The organism is Marinobacter aromaticivorans (assembly GCF_002806975.1).
Taxonomy (GTDB): Bacteria; Pseudomonadota; Gammaproteobacteria; order Pseudomonadales; family Oleiphilaceae; genus Marinobacter; species Marinobacter aromaticivorans.
Window position 1 is genome coordinate 38,167 of sequence record NZ_NIHD01000006.1, and the last position, 19,906, is coordinate 58,072.

Genomic DNA, 19,906 nt, shown 5'->3' on the forward strand with positions numbered 1-19,906 from the left:
CCTTGACGGCGTTTTTAACCGGCTGTTTCTATGACACTTTCCATATCCGCTATTCGCGTTCCTCCGGCGCCTGACACCATTGACTGGATTACAACAGCACAAGCGCTTGATGCATGGCTGGACAGCGCGCCGGGCCACCCACTGGTGCTGGATACGGAATTCGAGAGAGTAAATACCTTCTACCCCATCCCCGGGCTGGTTCAGCTGGGTCTTGGCGACCACTTTTGCCTTGTTGATCCGGACGTTGCAGAGCATTCCTCCCGCTTTCGTGAAGTCATCGCAGACCCTGCTGTAACCAAATTGCTCTATGCCATGAGCGAGGATCTTGAGCTGTTTCGGGACTGGCTGGGGATCAACCCCAAGGGCGTTGTGGACCTGCAGATTGGCGCAGCTATGGCGGGCGCCGGCTTTTCCCTGGGGTATGCACGATTCGTTGAAACCCTGTTTGGTGAAACCCTGGATAAATCCGTCACCCGCTCCGACTGGATTTCCCGGCCTTTGAGTGAAGCCCAGCAACGCTATGCTGTGGAGGACATACGTTTTCTGGCGCCCATGTATGAATGGATTTCTGCACGTCTTCAGGAACGGGGCCTTGAGTCTGCACTCGTGGAGGAGTCTGCACGCTTTGCAGATGAACTTGCAGGGCAGGACGACCCGGATAATCATTATCTGCGCCTGCGCGGCGGCTGGGCGTTGAGCCCGCAGCAGCAGGCCGTGCTCCGGGAACTGGTTGTTTGGCGGGAACAGGAAAGCCGCAGGCGTGACCGCCCCCGGGGCAGGGTTCTGGCGGACGCTCTGCTTATTGCCATTGCAGAACGGCTGCCCGGGACGATCAGTGAACTGTCCAATATCCAGGGTGTTCCTGCAGCCGTGGTCCGCCGCTATGGAGAGGCCCTGTTGGAACTTGTCGAACACGGGCGTAACCTTGATACTTCTAACCTTGGTACATCGGGTGTTCAGCTCATCGCGCCACCGCTTACCCGGGATCAGCAAGTGGTTCTCAAAAACCTCAAGCGCATTCTCAGGAAAGTAGCGGAGGCTGTTGATATTCCAATGGAACTGCTTGCACCTCGAAAACGGCTTGAGAAGGTTGTGCAGGACAGAACCTTTGCTGGTAGCCCGTTTTTCCAGGGCTGGCGTGCAAGAATTTTTGCTCCGGTTGTGAACGATATTGAGGAATGCCTGAAGTCATGAAAGACCGCGAGTTTGTATCTGTTTTCCGAAGCAGCAAGAAAAGCGACACCTATATTTACGTGCGTCGCGGGCAGAAATGGGACGATCTGCCGGAAAGCCTCAGAGGTATTTTCGGTAACCCGGTACATGCCATGGATCTGGTAATGACGCCGGACCGCAAACTTGCGCGAACCACCGGTGAGCAGGTTCTGACGGCCATCGCCGACAAAGACTTCTTTTTGCAGATGCCGGAAGAGCCCGATGCTTACGTGGTCGATTTCCGGAAAAAACCGGGGATGAAAAGCTCGTGATTGCGCAAATCCCGTTCTGGCAGCGCAAGCGTCTGAGCGAGATGACCCCTTCGGAATGGGAATCCCTGTGCGACGGTTGTGGCAAATGCTGCCTGAACAAGCTTGAGGACGAAGACACCGGAGAGGTATATCACACGGACCTGGTATGCCGTTATATGGACGAAGAGACCTGTCAATGCACGGTTTACGCTGATCGCCTGAGCAAGGTGCCTGGCTGCACGGTGCTGACACCGGGCACTGTGAACGATTACCATTGGCTGCCTTATACCTGTGCTTACCGCACGCTCGCCGAGAACCGACCCCTTGCAGACTGGCACCCACTGCGTAGTGGCGACCCGGATTCAGTGCATGAGGCAGGCGTTTCCATACGCCACAAAGTAATCTCGGAGGCCGGGGTGCCGGAAGATGACTGGGAAGAACACATCATTCACTGGATTCTGTAATGATCGATACTGACGCACAAACTGCTTACGGCATCTTCTGGGCCGCTTACGCTATCGCTTTTGTCGTGTTTTTTTACATGATGAAAAAGCTCTTCCGGTTTTTACCGGTGTATGGCTTTCGTACTCTGCTGCTGGCGGCGCTGGTTGCACTGCTGCTGACGCCTGTTGAGTCGCCCGAGCAGGCGGGTTGGTGGATACCGGCCTGGCTCTTTGGCGGTTACGAACTCATCCTCGGCGATGCAGACGCTGCCGGCAGGGCTCTGTTTAATCTGGCCATTGGTGGCCTCGTTATGCTGCTTGTCTGGATTCTGGATCTGGTTCGCTATCGCCTGTCCCGACGCTGATACCAACAACCTGTTTTCCGAGACCAACAATGCCAGGAATTTTCACGCTGATTATGTTTGCTGCCCTGTGGCTGCCCGGAATGCTTTCGGCCCAGGAAGCTGAAACACTGATTCTGCCGGAACAGCCGGATGTCCGGATTATTGTAGATATCTCCGGCTCCATGAAGGAAACCGATCCGAATGACCTGCGGCAACCGGCCGTCAGGCTTCTTGCCCGGGTTTTACCGGAAGGCAGCACCGCAGGCGTGTGGACGTTTGGCCAGTACGTAAACATGCTCGTACCCCACGGGGAGGTAACCGAACCATGGCGCAAAACGGCGGTTGATGGTTCCCGGCAGATAAACTCAGTGGCGTTGCGCACCAATCTCGGTAAAGCCATTGAAGTGGCGAGTGATGATTATGTCACGGGTGGTTCACTTGAGAACACACACTTTATTCTGCTGACCGACGGTAAAGTCGATATCTCGGACAACCCGGAGGTGAACCGGGCGGAAGAAAAACGCATTCTCAGCGAGGTGTTGCAAAGCCTGGTCGGCAGGGGCGCCACTTTTCATCCGGTAGCGCTTTCTGACCAGGCTGACGCCGGATTTCTGAAAACCCTTGCGGAACAATCCGGGGGCAGCTTCCGGATTGCCGATACCGCAGACTCTCTCAACCTGGCGTTTCTGGACGCATTGAACACTGCCGCGCCCCAGGAACAGATACCGATTGAGGGCAATGCGTTCACCGTTGACGGCGGCGTAAAGGAATTCACCGCTCTCATTTTCCGCGAAAAAAATAGCGGGTCTGGTGAAGCGGCTGCCCTGGAGCTGATCCGGCCCGATGGAGAAACACTGTCGCAATCCGCGCAGCCAGACAATGTTCGCTGGGCAAGCGAAGCCGCCTATGATCTGGTCACCATTACCGAACCCCTTGCAGGGGAATGGCGTGTTAAAGGTGAGTTGGGTGAGGGCAGCCGGGTTACGGTTGTCAGTGATCTGCGAATGGTAGTAAGTCCTGTACCGGCAACCTTTACCGCAGAAGCTCCTGTTGATGTTCGGGTCGCTTTTTTTGAAGAAGCGGAAAAGGTGACCAATCCCGAATTCCTCAACGTATTACGGGTCAGGCTTATCCTGACTTCGGAAGACGGGCGCAGTGGCAGCAAGCTGCTTTCAGGCGATCAGCCGCCTGCTGATGGTGAGTACACGGATACCATCAGCAAGCTCCCGGCTGAGGGGCTTTACCGGTTGGATATAGTTGCCGATGGCAAAACCTTTGCCCGGAAGTTCAGCGCAACCACCGAGTTCAGGATGCCCGAGGGCATGGTTGCACCCAGCGTAGAGCCACCCATTGATATTAATCTGGCTGAGAACGCAGAGCCACAGCAAACGGCTTCTGAACCACAAACGGCGGTTGAACCGGAAAACCTCCCTGAAACCAGGCCTGAGGAGGTATCTGCAAAGCCTTTAGCCGATGAGGAACCTGTAGTCAAAGAAAAGCCTTTAGCCAGAGAAAAGCCTTTAGCCAGAGAAAAGCCGTCAGGTGACAGCGAAGCTCCTGCCGGGCCCGAGCCTGAACAGGCTGTGGAAGAGTCCGCCGGCCTGCCTTTTCCGCTCTGGATGATCGGAACAGGTGCGGGAGCCATTGTGATTCTGGCGCTCTTCGCCTTTTTGCTGATGCGAAAACGCAGCAAAAAAGAGCCGGAGAACAATAGTGCTGGAGAGGAATCGGAAACTCTGGAGGAACTGCAGCAGGAAATGGCAGATATTGAGGCAGAAATGCCGGTGCTGATGCCTGAAGATCCGGAGCCAGAGCAAGAACCTGAACCGGTGCTGCAGGCAGAGCCGGAACAGGTACAGGTACAGGAAGAGCCAGAGGAAGAGGAGATACCGGTTGCCGACTCGATTGTTGAACCGGAGGAAACCATTCCGGAGCTGACAGAGCCTGCGGAAGAAACCGATGAAGAAGAGTTCGGTCTGGACGATTTCGACCTGTCCGAATTCGATGATTTACCCGATTTTGATTTGCCCGATGACGAGGATCCCTTCGATAAACGGGAGCCGGATACCAGGCCGGACAACGAACGGAAAAGTAACCAACAGGAACGAGACACATGAAGTTTACCGGTACCGATCAATACGTAGCCACCGATGACCTGCAAATGGCCGTAAATGCGGCCATTACGCTGCAACGCCCACTGCTGATCAAAGGCGAGCCCGGCACCGGCAAAACCTTGCTGGCGGAAGAAATGGCGAGTGCCCTGGGTATGCGGCTGATTCAGTGGCACATCAAATCCACCACCAAGGCTCAGCAGGGCCTTTATGAATATGATGCGGTTTCCCGTTTGCGTGATTCCCAGCTGGGTGATGAGAAGGTCAAGGACATCAGTAATTACATTGTTAAAGGCAAGCTCTGGGAAGCATTTGACGCCGACGAACAGGTTGTGCTGCTGATCGATGAAATCGACAAGGCCGACATTGAATTCCCCAACGATCTGCTGTTGGAGCTGGATCGCATGGAATTCTTTGTCTATGAAACCCAGCAGTTCGTTAAGGCCAAAAAACGTCCGATTGTTGTTATTACCAGTAACAATGAAAAAGAACTCCCGGATGCCTTCTTGCGCCGTTGCTTCTTCCATTACATCAGCTTCCCGGACCACAGCACGATGCAGAGCATTGTGGACGTGCATTTCCCGGGTATTCAGCAGCAGGTGGTTCGGGATGCTCTGGAAGTGTTCTTTGATGTGCGCAAGGTGCCGGGGCTGAAGAAAAAGCCTTCAACCTCTGAGCTGATAGACTGGCTGAAACTGCTGATGGCGGACGAACTCTCCGCAAAAATGCTGCAGGAAAAAGACCACAGCTCGGCCCTGCCGCCCCTGTATGGCGCTCTGGTGAAAAACGAGCAGGATGTGCACCTGCTGCAGAAGCTGGCGTTTATGGCCCGCCGTCGCGGCTGAAATTCGGCAAGAGTGCGGTTTTATGTTGATTGATTTTTTTCTCGAAGTGCGGCGGGCCAAAGTGCCTGCCAGCCTGCGCGAATTCCTCGATCTGCTGGAAGCGCTGCAACAGCGGCTGGCGTTTGCAGATATGGAGGAGTTCTATTACCTGGCCCGGTTGTGTCTGGTAAAGGACGAGCGCCATTTCGACAAATTTGACCGGGCGTTCAAGGCCTATTTCGAAGGCATTGAACACCTGGACGAGTTGCTGGAAGCGCTGATTCCCGACGACTGGCTCAGGGCCGAATTCGAGAAGCATCTGACTGAAGAAGAAAAGGCCAGGATAGAATCTCTTGGAGGCCTTGAAGAGCTGATTGAAACCTTCAGGAAGCGCATGGAAGAGCAGCAGGAACGCCATGCCGGCGGCAACAAATGGATTGGTACCGGTGGCACCTCACCCTTCGGGGCAGATGGTTACAACCCGGAAGGTTTTCGTATCGGCCAGAAGAAAGGCCGGCACGGGCGGGCGGTAAAAGTCTGGGAGAAGCGGGAATTCAGGGATCTGGATGACAGCGTCACCCTGGGTATCCGCAACATCAAGGTGGCACTGCGCCGTTTGCGCAAGTTTGCACGCCAGGGCGCCGCAGACAAGCTGGACCTGGACGACACTATTCGCTCAACCGCCCGTAACGCCGGCTATCTGGACCTGAAAATGGTTCCGGAGCGCCACAATGCCGTCAAGGTGTTGATCTTCTTTGACGTGGGGGGCTCCATGGATCCCCATGTACGCGTGTGTGAAGAGCTGTTTTCGGCTGCACGCCTTGAATTCAAGCACATGGAGTACTTCTACTTTCATAATTTTATTTATGAGAGTGTGTGGAAAAACAACATCCGGCGCATGAATGAAACCACCGATACCTGGGATATCCTCCACAAGTACTCTCCGGACTACAAAGTGATCTTCGTGGGCGATGCCACCATGGCGCCTTACGAGATTTCGCACCCGGGGGGTTCCATTGAGCACTGGAACGAAGAAGCCGGCGCCACCTGGTTTCAGCGTATCACCGAGCATTTCCGCAAGGTTGTCTGGATAAACCCGCTACCGGAAAATTACTGGGGCAAAGGCGGCTCTCTGGGCATGACCCGTCAACTTGTGAACGATCACATGTACCCCTTAACGGTAGAAGGCCTGGAATCGGCCATGAAGTATCTGAGCAAATAAAAAAAGCCGATGCGGTTGAGACATCGGCAAAGCTCGGCGTATCAAGCGGGGAGGGGTCTGACGCATCCCCGCCTGCGTTTATTTGCAAATAGAGGGCCAGAAACAGAAATGCCAGCGAACTGAATGATTTGCCGGTATGTCTGCTCCTTGCGTGGATTCCGAGACTCTATCCCGGACTGCCGGAATCCTGTTCCCGTCAAAATAATCGACACTTTTATCGGTCATCTCTTCAACCCGGACGCGATTTCGGGTTTCCGATTTGGTGACCTGTATACCGTTCTTGCCAGTTACCAAGTGTTACTCTTTCTGCCAGATTGTTACAGAGAAGGCAGGAGCAGGACGCTTATGTTGGGCCCCGAAAAAACAAAAAAGAGCCACGGCAGAGAACGAAAACAACTCTCCCGGGGGCTTTGGGCAGGCGCTGGTGCCTGGCTGGCCGTGGCGATTCTGATCATGTCCATACCCGCTGCGGCATCGCCTCTTGATGAGGAGATTACTGCCCTGCAGGCCGAGGTCTTCGCCCATGCAAACGCAGTCCTTGCACTTGAACAAAAGGTCCTTCATCCGGTTGATACGCGCCTGGCAGTTTTCCTGACACTGGCCAGCCGGGGCGGGATTGAGCTGGATTCGGTAGAACTGTTTGTTGATGGCAAACCGGTTGCCTCCCACCTGTACAACCCACGTGAAAGCGGCGCATTGGAGCAGGGTGGGGTGCAGCAGTTGTTCACTGGCAATCTGGCCAATGGCACCCATGAGCTGAAAACCGTGATTACAGGCCGTGCAGCCAATGATCGGTTTGTGCGCCGGGAATCCACCCACCGTTTCCAGAAACGGCCCGGCGTTTTGCGCCTACAGATGGCCCTTGAAGCCAGGGCGCCCGACTACGAACCCCGCGTTGCCTTTGTTGAGTGGAAGTAACCGGTGATGGGGCAGTTGCTACTGAATCGTGCTGCGCTTGCCGTTATCTCCCTGGTGGCGTCGGCTCTGATGGCAACCATTACATACGCAGACGCACCGGCGCCGAACGCACTCAGGGCCGGCCTTGAACAGTTTGCTCTCGCGGCTTCGGGCTGGAATACCAGTGGTACCGGCGTTCTCGGGCAACGGCGTAAGCCGCGGCAGCAGGCACTGTATGAAGAAGCCGAGTCTGCCCGCACGGGCGGGGATTTCGAGCAGGCGGGCAAGGTGCTCGCCGGCATGGATGAGGGTTACTGGTCGGCGCTTGGTTACCTTAATCTTTCCAGTGCTTATGCGCGCAATGATCTGAACCCCTCCCGGGCGCTGGTTGCTCTCAGGGTGGCCCTGGCCATGGCGGAGAAAGATCCCCACAGCCGGCGCAAGACAGCCCTGCGCAGCCGCATTCTCCTGCGAGCCGGGTACCTCGCCTATACAAACTCGGAATATGAGAAAGCCATAGGGTTTCTGGAAAGAATACCACTGGATAGCCATAAAACCCCGCAGGCACTTTACTTTCATGGCCTCGCCTTGTCGCAACAAGGTAACCACCGTGCGGCGATGCAGAGCTGGCACCGGGCAAAAAAATACCCTCTTGCCTACCCTGGCGTCGCAGAGTCCTGGCTGGGCATGGGGCGCGGTTACGATCTTTCCGGCTATCTGGGGCAGGCCGGTGAGGCCTACCTTGCCGCGAACGGTGCCTACGAGAGTGAACGGGTTACTCTGCGCAAGCTCGCAAGCCAGGTTGAAGACCAGGGAGCCTACACGGCGCTGGTGCTGAATTCACAGGGCCTTGGTAACCGCAGCGCTGACTGGTTTCTGGCGGATAGCCGTACCCTTTCCCAGCCCCGTACCGCCTATCTGCTCCAGTTTATGGAACAGCCAGCCGGGCAGAAAGCTGTAGACCGGGTGGCCGATTTGTCGCAGATGGCGGTTACACTCGAGCGTAATATTGCAGACCTTGATGTTTTTATTGCCGCGATATCCGGCCAGCTTGAATTGCCTGCAGTCGTTCAACCGGCCACCGAAGCAGAAACGCTGAAGGCGGGCATCGCGGTGCTGGAAGCCCGCCTGTCCGGCCTTCGCGAGCGTGCAAGCGGGAAAGCCATGACTCCGGATCAGCGCCTGCAGCTCAATGCGATGAAAACCACCCTGTCGGATCTGCAACAGCAACTTGATCGATTTCCGGCCAGAGTGACTGACCGCAACGGGCGGCTTGAGCAGTTGCTGGCCCGGGCTCGCCAGTTGCGGCAGAAATCACAGGTACATCTTGAATCTGTTGCTGCGCTTCAGATTCAGGCGGAAGATGCGCTCGATAGCCTGGCTCTGGAGTTTTTGGCCGGCCAGGACCGGAGAATGGTATTCGCGCTCGATAAAACCGAACAGCAGATTGCGCATCTGTACGAGTATCTGGCTTTGCAGGGGCTGGATTCCGGGGAGCACGGAAAATGAATCCTGTGCGTATTCTCCCTTTGACTCTCTGTTTATTTGCCGGTTTATCCCATGGCCAGGAATCGTTTCGTGTGGAGCTGGGCAAGGATGGCGAAACCATCGCCGACATGCGCCCGGTATTTCTTGAGTTTGAATCCAGGCCCCTTCCGGCCATTTCGCCAGCTGAGGTGGCAAGGCGTTATCAACACTTGTTCAGCACTACCGACGAACCCGCTGTGCGTGTGGATGCGTTAAACCGCCTGACCAACATTCGCGATCGTTCCGGCGAAGACATAGGTTTCACTCCGGCGCAGGAAGCGGCCGTTTACCGGCAGGCCATTGAAAGTTATGAATCCATCCTTCAGAGCGGAGCTTTCGGAGGGCGGCTGGATGAGCTTCTGTATCAGATGGCAAAAGCCCATGCGTTCACGGGTCAGAACCAGGCTTCTGTAAAGCGCCTGGAGCAACTGGTGGGGTTATATCCGGATTCACCACTGGTTCCTGAGGCGAGATTCCGGATTGCGGAATCGGCGTTTGCAGCCGGTAACTATGTTGAAGCTGAAGCCGGCTACAGGGCGCTGGTTGATGGCAGTGCCAGCGCCGGAGAACTCGAAAACAAGGCACGTTACATGCTGGGTTGGTCGCTGTTCAAGCAGGGGCCGCACGCGTGGGAGCGAGCCGGGCGCCGGTTTGTGGCGGTGCTTGATGCGGCATTGCCTGCCGGTGACAGCCTTGATGCTGTTGCTGAATCCAGCGTTGACAGCATCGACGATACGCTCCGGGTTCTGGCTCTGATCGCCAGCCGCAGGAAAGGGGCAGAAACCCTGCTCGAGTGGCTGGAGCCAGAACCCATGCGCTCCTGGACACCTCTGGTGTTTGACCGCCTTGCCGATCTTTACGCAGTTCAGGGTGACACCGAGGCCAGTGTCGCTACCAATCGGGCATTTGTGGCATGGTTTCCATCTCATCCACTGCGGGCCGGTTTTATGGCGCAGGTTGTGGATGTGTGGAAGCGGGCAGGTAATCCTGTAAAAGCCCGGGCGGCCATGGCCGATTATGTGGCCCTGTTTGACAATGCAAACGATTACGCGGGCCTGAAATCTGATTATCGCCAGAAATGGGCGAAATTCAGCCGCTTTCTTGCAGACTACCATTACGCAGAAGGCGCCGCTGACGGGGGTAGTTCCCATAGTCATTACCGGGCCGCAGCTGAATATTATGAAGGCCTCGCCAGGCGCAGCGCCGGCGCAGACAGCAACGATGGTGTAAACGGCAGCGCAGGCGAATTGTTCCGCCTTGCCGGTGACGCCTGGTTGCAGGCGAAGGGTTATGTATCTGCACTTGCAAACTTCCGGTTGGCCGCCTACGAGGTTCCGGGTTACGGGCAGGGCGCAGATTCCGGGTGGGCGGCGGTTGCATTGCTCAGAAGCGGTGTGAAGGGTGAGTTGGCTGCATCCGGTTTCGCGCCCGGCCTCGAAGAGCTCTCAGCGGAAGCCGACAGATTTACCGCACAATATGGTTCTGATGCCCGGGCGCCGGGGTTACTCGCTGACCTCGCGTCCCGCTGGCTTGAAACCGGCCGTAATGACGACCTGGCCCGGAAGTATGCCGCACTGGCGGTTACTCACGAACTGGCAACACCGGAAACACGCTATGCAGGCTGGGTTGTAACGGCTCGGGTGCGCCAGAATACAGCGGAATACGGCCTTGCAGAAAGGGCCTGGCGTGAGGCTCTGAGGCTGGCATCCGGTGACTCTGCGAGCAGGGCAATGGGCCAGGATGCACCGGGCCTGCGCCAGCAGCTGGCCACGACGATCTACCGTCAGGGTGAGCAGGCCGCGGCCGAAGGCAATGTGAATGTAGCTGTCGCGCACTTCCAGCGAATTGAAACTGCACTGCCAGGCTCGGAAATCGCCATCAAAGGCCGTTTTGATGCAGCGAATACCTTGCTCAGAGCTTCACACTGGCAGCCGGCGATCAATGAACTTAACCGTTTTCGTGTCGATTACCCCGGCCATGCTCTGGCTGCGGATATCAGTGAAAAACTGGTCCTGGCCTACACCTCATCAGATCAGCCTGCACGGGCAGCGGGTGAACTGCTGAATATGGCGGGCCGGCACAGCCAGGAGGCGTCTTCTCTCCTGGCGGATGCATGGGTGTACCGTCTTCAGGCTGCAGAGCTTTTTCACGTTGCCGGCCACACCAGGCAGCGCAACGCACTCTATAACGATTACCTGGCTCGCAAGCCTGCGGCGCGGGACGCCGATGAACATATAACACTTCAGACCATGCGCCAGCGGTTGATTGAAACCCAAAGCGGGCCCATGCAGCGACGGGCCGAGTTGGTGACAGCAGAGCTGGAAAGCCATTGGCATTCGGAGCAAACACTGCGGTGGTCTGCGCAAGCCGCCCTGACTCTGGGTGCTGGTGCGGCTGCAGAATTTGCCGGCATTGAACTGGGCGAGCCATTGGAAACCTCCCTGGAGCGCAAACAGGTCGCCATGAATAAAGCGCAGGCTTTTTTCCGCAATGCAGAGTCTTTGGGCGGCAGCGCCGTACTGCCGGAAACCCTGTTCCGTCGCGCCGAGCTGCACCGGATTATGGCCCGAGACCTCATGGCCTCTGCGGCCCCGGAAGAATTGAACGAACTGGAACAGATGCAATACCGAATGTTGCTCGAGGAGGAAGCCTACCCGTTTGAAGAGCGTGCAATAGCTTTGCATTCCCAAAACCATGAGCGTATTTCCGCCGGGGGGTTCAACGCCTGGATAGAGAAAAGCCTGGAGGTCCTGGCTGAGTTATACCCGGGCCGGTACCGCCGCCCGGTGCGCTGGATGAGTGTGGTTGTTGAGGAGGAGAGCGATGATGCCTGAACGGAATCCGGTTTCGTCCCTGCCGGCTGCTTGTTTTATTCCCGGGTTGATGGCCGCGAGCCTGTTCCTGTTCGGGTGCGCGGCGAAACCGGCCGGGTCGCCGGGGGATTCGCTGCAACAGACGCCGGCCCCGGAACAGGCGCTTGTGTATTCCCGGCAGGGTGCTGCAGCATACGAGCAAGGCAACACAGCCGCCGCGATCGAAGCCTGGGAAAAAGCAGTTGAGCTGAACCCGGGCGATGCAGCCGTGTGTAACAACCTTGCGCTTTTGCTCAAGCAGCGCAAGCGCTTCAATACGGCTGCCTCCGTGCTCCAGGCCTGCCTTCAGAGTTCACGGGAGGTGCCTGAACTGCACTACAATTTTGCAGTGATTTCCGAACTGTATCTGTTGGATCTCCAGCAGGCTCTTGATCACTATCAACGCTATCAGTCGCTTTCGCCCGGCGAGGATAAACAGGTATCAGGGTGGATTGCCGATCTGGAAAGGAGGCTGGAGTAAATGATCAGAATGGCTTCCGGGCCTGATAACCGGGTGGCTTCTCTTTTTCTGGCGGGCATGATCGCATTCTTTGTACCGGTCCTCAGCCCGGCTGCAGAGCCAGAATCGGGTACACAGGAAAAGCCAGCTGCCGTGCAGGAAAAGAAAGCGCAAAGCGGCAGCATGACGCGCCTGAGCATAGAGGGCATTTCGGCCAGTGCAGGCGAAGATGAACCGCGGGTGCTTACAATCCTGCCATGGCAAGCGCCGACATTACCACGCCGGCCAAGGGCAGAGCTTGAGAGTAAGGCTCCCGATCTGGTTCAGCCCCTGGACCCCCGGGTTATTGAAGCCCATCGCGCGTTTCGCCAGAGACTGGATCATACCCCTGCTGATGCAGGGCCGGGAGGGCGGCGATGACAATGATGAACGCCATGCCTGCCAGTACAGTTTTTAGCCTGCCGGAGGATGTCGGTCAAACCGCTTTGTCGTCATTGTCCTGGAGCCGGGAAGAGGGTGAACGTCTGCGCCTGGCCATTATCACGGTTGTGGCCCTTGTGTTTTTTGTGCCACTGGCGCTTGTGATACCGGCCCTTGAGGTCCCTTCGGTTGAGCGGGAAAAGGCAGAGCGCATTCCGCCCCAGCTTGCCAGGCTGCTGGTCAATCCGCCAGCCATCGAGAAACCGGCACCGTTGCCTGTGAAAGAAGTTGCGGCGCCCCCTGTTGAAGAGCCTGCGCCTGCCGATCCAAAGCTTCCTGAACCGGAGCCCGCAAAAGCCGAGCCGGTAAAGCCTCAGCCAAAACCCGCTCCGAAGCCCATGGTGGAAAAGCCGGAGATCGCTGCGAAACCTGCAACCCAGACCGTAGAACAGGCGAGGGCGAAAGCGTCCCGTTCGGGATTACTTTCCATGAAAGACCGCCTTGCGTCCATGCGCCAGCCTCCGTCGGAATCTGCTCCGGCCATTCAGGCTAACACAGGCTCAACGGACGGCACTGCAGGGGGCATAAGGGCCAAGGCGGCCGGTGAATCCGTGAAGAAAGCCCTGGCAGGAAGTGGTGGCGTTCGGAATGTGCAAACAGCTCGCCCTGACGTGGAGGTTGCCGGGCATCAGGTATCCAAAGTGCAAAAACCATCACAGCCAGAAGCCCCGGTAGCCAGCGCCCCTGCGCAAAAACAGGTGGCTTCTGCGGGGGAGCGGGCAATGAGCAACATCCGCAAGGTGTTTGATGCCGGTAAAACCGCGCTCTATTCCCTCTATCAGCGGGAGCTGCGGCAGGACCCAACCCTGAAAGGGAAGGTTCTGCTGGAACTGGTTATCGAACCCGATGGGTCGGTCTCTGCCTGCAAGGTGGTCAGCTCCGATCTGAACAAGCCAGCCCTGGAGCAGAAAATCGCAATGCGGGTGCGGCTTTTCAACTTTGGTGCCGACAATGTGGAGACCCGGAAGGTGAGATTCCCCATCGACTTCCTTCCGGGGTAGATTGCCCGTGGTTTTCAGTAATCAATGGTGATCTTCGGAAGTGCTGGCTTGTACAGCCGAACTTTCTCGGTTGGTGCTATAACCTTGGCTTCTCCTGTCAGAACCTTTTGGTTGTTCTGGTTGGTTACGGCGCACTGGAGCACTACCCGGTTTTTGGGGCCCTTGCGCACGACTGTAAGGCTTACAGTCAGGGTGTCGTCGAGCTTTACCGGGCGTTTGAACGAAAGACTCTGGTCCAGATAAACGGTGCCAGGGCCCGGCATTACCGTAGCCAGCGCGGCTGAGATAAGTGATGCGCTCCACATGCCGTGGGCAATCCGCTCTCCGAACATGGAACTGGCTGCAAATTCCGCATCCAGATGGACCGGGTTAACGTCGCCTGAAACGGCGGCAAACAGAACCAGCTCGTCTTCAGAGAGGGTTCGTGTAAGCGTGGCGGTGTCACCTTCGTTCAGTTCCTCATAGGTAATATTTTCAAGTGTATCAAGGGTATCGCTCATCAAGTACTTCCTGCTCAGACATATGGTTTCAGGTGTTGCCGGTTGAGCCCCGAAACTACCTCATCGTTAACAAAACTGCTATTCTCTCCCCACTTTTTTGAGGCTGATACTTTTGTCGGGTTGATTTTGTGACCGTCAGGCATCTGTAGATTTTTATAAAGAAAAGCGCCAGACAGGAGATGGTGATGGATTTTGAGAAGTTCTATCAGGACAAATACCCCGCCAGCGTTCCCCGTGAAGTGGATCTGAGCAAATACAGCAGCATGGTGGACGTATTTGAGCAGGCGGTAAAAAAGTACGCAGACCGTCCCGCCTTCAGCGCTGTTGGTGTAACGCTCACCTATCGTGAACTGGACACTCAAACCCGCAACTTTGCAGCCTGGTTGCAGAACAAGACCGATCTCAAGCCTGGCGACCGTATCGCCGTGCAAATGCCCAACCTGTGCCAGTATCCGGTTGTGGTTTTTGGTGCCATGCGCGCCGGCCTGATTGTTGTGAACACCAATCCGCTGTATACCACGCGGGAAATGGAACATCAGTTTAATGATTCCGGCGCCAAGGCGCTGGTTGTGCTGGCCAACATGGCAGAAAACGCCGAGAAAGTTCTGCCCAATACCGGCATTGAACACGTTATTGTTACTGAAATCGCCGACATGCATTCGCCCATCAAGCGCACGCTGATGAACGCAGTGGTCAAGCACGTTAAAAAGATGGTGCCGCCTTTCAGTCTTCCCCAGGCCCACAAACTGCCCGCCGTTCTCAGCGCCGGTGCACGTGAGAAATTTACGCCGGTTGAGTGCAAGCAGGATGACATTGCCGTATTACAGTACACGGGTGGAACAACCGGTGTAGCCAAGGGCGCCATGCTTACCCATGGCAACCTGGTTGCCAACCTGCTGCAGGTGCGCCCGATGATGGAAAACACGGTTGTGGAAGGGCAGGAAATCGTTGTTGCGCCTCTGCCCCTGTATCACATTTATTCGTTCACCCTGAACTGCGGCATTATGCTTGAGGCCGGCGGTCATAACATTCTCATCCCTAACCCGCGGGATATCCCAGGGTTTGTGAAAGAGCTGAAAAATCACAAGTTCACCGCGTTCCTGGGCCTGAATACACTATTTGTGGCACTGTGCAACAACGAGGAGTTTCAGGATCTTGATTTCAGCCACCTCAAGCTTACGTCGTCTGGCGGTATGGCGTTGACCAGTGATACTGCAAAAATGTGGGAGCGGATAACAGGCTGCCCCATCTCGGAAGGTTACGGTATGACCGAAACCTCTCCGGTGGTGACTTTCAACCCCCGCAGTGCGATTCAGCTGGGCACTATTGGCCTGCCCGTGCCGTCTACCAAGGTGAAAACCATTGACGATGATGGCAATGAAACGCCGTTGGGTGAGCCTGGTGAGCTGTGTGTGAAAGGCCCTCAGGTTATGCGGGGTTACTGGCAGCGCCCGGAGGATACCCAGAAATCCTTCACTGAGGATGGCTACATAAAAACCGGTGATATCTCGGTGATCCAGGAAGACGGCTACATCCGCATTGTTGACCGCAAGAAGGACATGATTATCGTGTCCGGGTTTAATGTGTATCCCAACGAAATCGAGGATGTTGTCAGCAGCCACCCGAAAGTGGTGGAATGCGCAGCCGTAGGCGTGCCGGACGCCAAGAGTGGTGAGGCTGTGAAAGTGTATCTTGTGGCCACCAAAGAGGGTGTTACGGAAAATGAACTCAGGGAGTTCTGCCGTGAACGCCTGACTGCCTATAAGGTGCCGCGCTACTTCGAATTCCGCGATGAGCTTCCGAAAACCAACGTGGGTAAGATACTGCGCCGTGAGCTGCGCGACGAACCGGGCAACAAGTCTTAAAAGGTGAGTTTGCAACCTGACGCACAAGCCGCTGTGAAGGCGATGATGGAGCAGCTGGATGCCTGTAACCAGCAGGAAGCTGCCCGCATCGTCAAACTGGTGGCAAGAACCAAAGGGAAGCCCGGGCAGAAAGATCTGGAAAAAATGGCTGGCTGGCTTGAGCGCGGGCTTGCGAAGGTGCAACAGCGCCAGGCTCTGCACAAGCCTGCGAGCTTCCCCGCAGGCTTGCCGGTTTCCGAGCGTGTGGATGACATCCGCGAAGCCATCGAAAACCATCAGGTTGTGATCATTGCCGGCGAAACCGGCTCCGGTAAAACCACCCAGATACCCAAAATCTGCATGAACAGTGGCCGCGGCATTCGCGGCCTTATCGGCCACACCCAGCCAAGACGCATCGCCGCCCGCAGTGTTGCTGCCCGCATTGCCGAGGAAATAGGCGAGCAGACCGGGCAGCAGATCGGTTATCAGGTGCGTTTTACCGATAACACCTCCGAACAATCCCGGGTCAAAGTCATGACCGACGGGATTCTGCTGGCGGAAATCCAGCACGACCGTTTTCTTGATCGTTATGACACGCTGATTATCGACGAAGCCCACGAACGCAGCCTGAATATCGATTTTCTGCTGGGCTATCTGAAACAACTGCTTCCCAAGCGCCCCGATCTCAAAGTCATCATCACGTCGGCCACCATTGAAGTGGATCGCTTCAGTGAATTCTTTGACAAGGCGCCGGTACTGGAAGTCAGTGGCCGTACCTTTCCCGTAGACGTCCGCTACCGCCCTTTAACCGGGGATGAAGATGATCGCGACCAGGGCTGGAATGAGGGCGTTCTGTCGGCACTGGATGAAATTGAGCAACACGAGCGCAGCGAAAAACAGCCCCCCGGGGATGTGCTGGTGTTTCTGCCGGGGGAGCGGGAAATCCGCAACCTGAGCAAGGTGCTGCGCCATGCAGAACTCCGGCATACGGAAGTTCTTCCCCTGTATTCACGTCTGAGCAACCAGGAACAGAACCGGGTTTTCCAGAGTCACCGTGGTCGGCGCATAGTGCTTTCCACCAACGTGGCCGAAACCTCGCTGACGGTACCGGGCATTCGCTACGTTATCGATACAGGCGTGGCCCGCATCAGCCGTTACAGTGTGCGCTCAAAAATTCAGCGCCTGCCCATTGAGCCGATATCCCAGGCCAGCGCCAACCAGCGGGCAGGGCGTTGCGGCCGGGTTGCGCCAGGGATCTGTTTTCGCCTCTACGATGAAACCGATTTTCTGAATCGCCCGGAATACACAGACCCGGAAATCCTGCGCACCAATCTTGCTTCCGTTATTCTGCAAATGGCCACCTCCGGGCTCGGGGAAATCCGGCACTTTCCGTTTCTGGAAGCGCCGGACAAGCGGCTGATCAACGACGGCTACAAACTGCTGGAAGAGCTCGGCGCCGTTGATGACAAGCGCCGGGTTACCCGGCTTGGGCGCACCATGGCCAGGCTGCCACTGGATCCGCGCCTGGCGCGCATGCTGGTAACGGCGGCAGACCAGGGCAGCCTGGCAGAAACGCTGGTAATCATTGCCGGGCTGAGTATTCAGGACCCGAGGGAGCGACCACAGGACAAACAGCAGGCTGCAGATCAGGCCCATGCGCCGTTTAACGACAAGGAATCCGACTTTGTCACTCTGCTGAATATCTGGAACTTTTACGAAGAACAGCGCCAGGAACTGTCCCAGAATCAGCTTAAAAAAGTGTGCCAGAAAAGCTTTCTGAGCTGGATGCGTATGCGCGAATGGCGTGATATCCATCGCCAGCTCACGCTGATCTGCCGTGATCAGAAACTGGCATTCAACAAAGAAGCCGCCAGCTATGACGCCATGCACAAGGCTATATTGGCCGGGCTTCTCGGGCAGGTGGCGGTCAAGATAGAAAAAAAGGAATACCTGGCCACCCGAAACCGCAAGGTCATGATTTTCCCCGGCTCAAAAGTAGGCAAAACCGGCCCGAAATGGATTGTGGCCACGGAAATTGTCGAAACCAGCCGGGTGTTCGCCCGCATGGTGGCCGCCATCCAGCCTGAGTGGATCGAGCCTTTAGCCGGGCATGTTGTAAAACACCACTATTTTGAGCCGCACTGGGAGCAGAAAAGAGCCCAGGTGATGGGGTATGAAAAAATCACCCTGTACGGTCTCGATATCGTACCCAAACGGCGTATAGCGTTCAGCCGGATTGACCCCGAAGAGTGTCGGAACCTGTTTATACGCCATGCGCTGGTAGAGGGTGACTATCGCTCCAAAGCGCCTTTTATCGCCCGCAACCGCGAGATGCTGGCGAGCGTCGAAAGCCTGGAGAAAAAAACCCGCCGCCGTGATCTTCTGGTGGATGATGAAGTGCTGGTGAGTTTCTACGATGAGCGGTTGCCGGCGCAGGTTGTCAGTGGGCGACATTTCGAACACTGGTGGAAGAGCCTTTCGGCCGAAGAACTGCGCAAGCTGGAACTGACAGAAGCCGATGTACTGCAAAGGCCGGTAGATGCCCAGGCAGCGGAGCTCTATCCGGATTTTCTGGAATGGGAGGGGGTGCGCTACCCGCTCAGTTACGAATTTGAGCCCACCAGCGAGCGTGATGGCGTAACGCTGCAGGTGCCGCTTATGGCGCTCCGGCAGATTCCCTCCCGACGTCTGGAATGGCTGGTGCCTGGCCTGCTCCGGGAAAAATGCATTGCGCTGGTAAAAGGCCTGCCAAAAGCCCTGCGGCGCAATTTCGTGCCCGTGCCGGACTTTGTAGATGCGGCCATCGCCAATCTGCAGCCATCCAACGAGCCGCTGGCGCTTCAGCTGGGTGAGCAGCTACGCAGGATGACCGGTGTGCGCATAGACCCGGAAGCCTGGCCCCGGGATGAGTTGCCCCGCCATCTCAGAATGAACCTGAGGGTTCTGGGGGACGGCGGCAAGGTGGTTGCAGAGAGCCGCGATACCGGCGAACTGCAAAGCCAGCTCGAGGGGCGAGCCGAGGCCGCCCTTGCTTCTGCGACACAACAGAGCCGTGAAGAGAAACCCGTTGCCGAATACAGCCAATGGGAATTTGGCGAGTTACCGAAGCAGGTGCAGACGGAAAAGGGCGGCATGCAGATTACGGTGTACCCGGCTCTGGAAGATCTGGGAAGAAAGGTGAAAGAGATCCGCTGCCTGGACCGCCTGACCGCAGAGGACACAACCCGAAAAGGTATTGCCCGCCTTATCCTGAATCGGTTTGGCAATACTCTGGATGATCTGGAACGTAAACTGCCCAGGTTCAAACAGTCTGCCCTGTTGTTTGCGCCGGTGGGCCAGGCCAGGGTGTTGCTGGATGACCTGCTCCTGGCCACCGCGATAGAGCACTTTTTGCAGGATGAACTGCCGGCCAGCCGTGATGGGTTCGATGCGTTGTTTGAGCGCCATCGGGGGGACTTCATACCAGCGCTGGAGCAGGCCGATGAACGGCTTTATCAGGCAATGACCGGTTACCAGAAAGTGGCCCGGCAACTGAAGGGCAAAATCAACCTGGCGCTTGCAAACAGTATGGCTGACTTGAAGTTCCAGATGCAGAACCTTGTTTACCCGGGCTTTCTTGTTGAAACCCCGCCCCAATGGCTGGCGGAGTTTGGCCGGTATTTTGAAGCCGCGCTGGTCAGGCTTGAGAAAATGCCACGGGAAATGGGGCGGGAACGAGAGTTTTTGCACACCATGGAACCGCTCTGGGCGCGCTATGCGAAGAAACGGGATGAACAGCAAAAGCAGGGCGTCCGGGACCCTGAACTGGTGCTGTACAGGTGGATGCTGGAAGAGTTCCGGGTTTCATTTTTTGCCCAGCAGTTGGGCACTGTGATGACTGTCTCCACCAAGCGCCTGGATAAACAGTGGGAGCAGACCCGGGTCTGACCGCTTTACCC

At 56.5% G+C, this 19,906-nt stretch carries 16 protein-coding genes; 15 read left to right on the forward strand and 1 reads right to left on the reverse strand.

What is annotated here, in order from left to right; translation table 11 throughout:
• Window positions 1–30: 30 nt before the first annotated feature.
• The 13 genes from rnd (at window position 31) to CDH48_RS10260 (ending at window position 13,624) form a co-directional block, all read left to right on the forward strand.
• Window positions 31–1,194, forward strand: a complete 1,164-nt coding sequence (gene rnd / locus CDH48_RS10200; protein WP_100688636.1) for a ribonuclease D — start codon at window positions 31–33, stop codon at window positions 1,192–1,194.
• On the forward strand, window positions 1,191–1,484 hold the full coding sequence (locus CDH48_RS10205; RefSeq protein ID WP_100688637.1) for a YcgL domain-containing protein: 294 nt from the start codon (window positions 1,191–1,193) through the stop codon (window positions 1,482–1,484). Before rnd ends, CDH48_RS10205 begins: the two co-directional genes overlap by 4 nt.
• Window positions 1,481–1,927: a YcgN family cysteine cluster protein gene (locus CDH48_RS10210; RefSeq protein ID WP_100688638.1), complete on the forward strand. Its 447-nt coding sequence runs from the start codon at window positions 1,481–1,483 to the stop codon at window positions 1,925–1,927. Before CDH48_RS10205 ends, CDH48_RS10210 begins: the two co-directional genes overlap by 4 nt.
• Window positions 1,927–2,271, forward strand: coding sequence for a hypothetical protein (locus CDH48_RS10215; protein WP_100688639.1), 345 nt, complete (start codon window positions 1,927–1,929; stop codon window positions 2,269–2,271). Before CDH48_RS10210 ends, CDH48_RS10215 begins: the two co-directional genes overlap by 1 nt.
• Window positions 2,272–2,324: 53 nt before the next feature.
• Window positions 2,325–4,367, forward strand: a complete 2,043-nt coding sequence (locus tag CDH48_RS10220; RefSeq protein WP_227521042.1) for a VWA domain-containing protein — start codon at window positions 2,325–2,327, stop codon at window positions 4,365–4,367.
• Entirely contained in the window at window positions 4,364–5,206 is an 843-nt protein-coding gene (locus CDH48_RS10225) for an AAA family ATPase (RefSeq protein ID WP_100688641.1), read from the forward strand. Before CDH48_RS10220 ends, CDH48_RS10225 begins: the two co-directional genes overlap by 4 nt.
• A 22-nt stretch (window positions 5,207–5,228) precedes the next feature.
• Window positions 5,229–6,407, forward strand: a complete 1,179-nt coding sequence (locus CDH48_RS10230; protein WP_100688642.1) for a vWA domain-containing protein — start codon at window positions 5,229–5,231, stop codon at window positions 6,405–6,407.
• A 345-nt stretch (window positions 6,408–6,752) separates the two neighbouring features.
• Entirely contained in the window at window positions 6,753–7,325 is a 573-nt protein-coding gene (locus tag CDH48_RS10235; RefSeq protein WP_227521043.1) for a hypothetical protein, read from the forward strand.
• A 6-nt stretch (window positions 7,326–7,331) separates the two neighbouring features.
• On the forward strand, window positions 7,332–8,813 hold the full coding sequence (locus CDH48_RS10240; protein WP_100688643.1) for a hypothetical protein: 1,482 nt from the start codon (window positions 7,332–7,334) through the stop codon (window positions 8,811–8,813).
• On the forward strand, window positions 8,810–11,665 hold the full coding sequence (locus CDH48_RS10245; RefSeq protein ID WP_100688644.1) for a tetratricopeptide repeat protein: 2,856 nt from the start codon (window positions 8,810–8,812) through the stop codon (window positions 11,663–11,665). The genes CDH48_RS10240 and CDH48_RS10245 overlap by 4 nt, the downstream gene beginning before the upstream one ends.
• Entirely contained in the window at window positions 11,655–12,164 is a 510-nt protein-coding gene (locus tag CDH48_RS10250; protein ID WP_100688645.1) for a tetratricopeptide repeat protein, read from the forward strand. The genes CDH48_RS10245 and CDH48_RS10250 overlap by 11 nt, the downstream gene beginning before the upstream one ends.
• Complete coding sequence (locus tag CDH48_RS10255; protein WP_100688646.1) at window positions 12,165–12,563, forward strand: hypothetical protein; 399 nt, start codon at window positions 12,165–12,167, stop codon at window positions 12,561–12,563.
• Window positions 12,560–13,624 carry an AgmX/PglI C-terminal domain-containing protein gene (locus CDH48_RS10260; protein ID WP_227521044.1) on the forward strand — a complete coding sequence of 355 codons (1,065 nt, stop codon included), beginning with the start codon at window positions 12,560–12,562 and terminating at the stop codon, window positions 13,622–13,624. The genes CDH48_RS10255 and CDH48_RS10260 overlap by 4 nt, the downstream gene beginning before the upstream one ends.
• A gap of 14 nt (window positions 13,625–13,638) precedes the next feature.
• On the opposite strand, the gene CDH48_RS10265 is transcribed toward CDH48_RS10260, so the two are convergent.
• Window positions 13,639–14,124 carry a MaoC/PaaZ C-terminal domain-containing protein gene (locus CDH48_RS10265; protein WP_100688647.1) on the reverse strand — a complete coding sequence of 162 codons (486 nt, stop codon included), beginning with the start codon at window positions 14,122–14,124 and terminating at the stop codon, window positions 13,639–13,641.
• 185 nt (window positions 14,125–14,309) lie between these two features.
• Between CDH48_RS10265 and CDH48_RS10270 the strand changes: the two genes are divergently transcribed.
• Window positions 14,310–15,989: an AMP-binding protein gene (locus CDH48_RS10270; RefSeq protein WP_100688648.1), complete on the forward strand. Its 1,680-nt coding sequence runs from the start codon at window positions 14,310–14,312 to the stop codon at window positions 15,987–15,989.
• Between the two features lie 42 nt (window positions 15,990–16,031).
• Window positions 16,032–19,895 (forward strand): ATP-dependent RNA helicase HrpA, encoded by a 3,864-nt coding sequence (gene hrpA / locus CDH48_RS10275; protein WP_100688649.1) that lies wholly within the window; start codon window positions 16,032–16,034, stop codon window positions 19,893–19,895.
• Window positions 19,896–19,906: the final 11 nt, after the last annotated feature.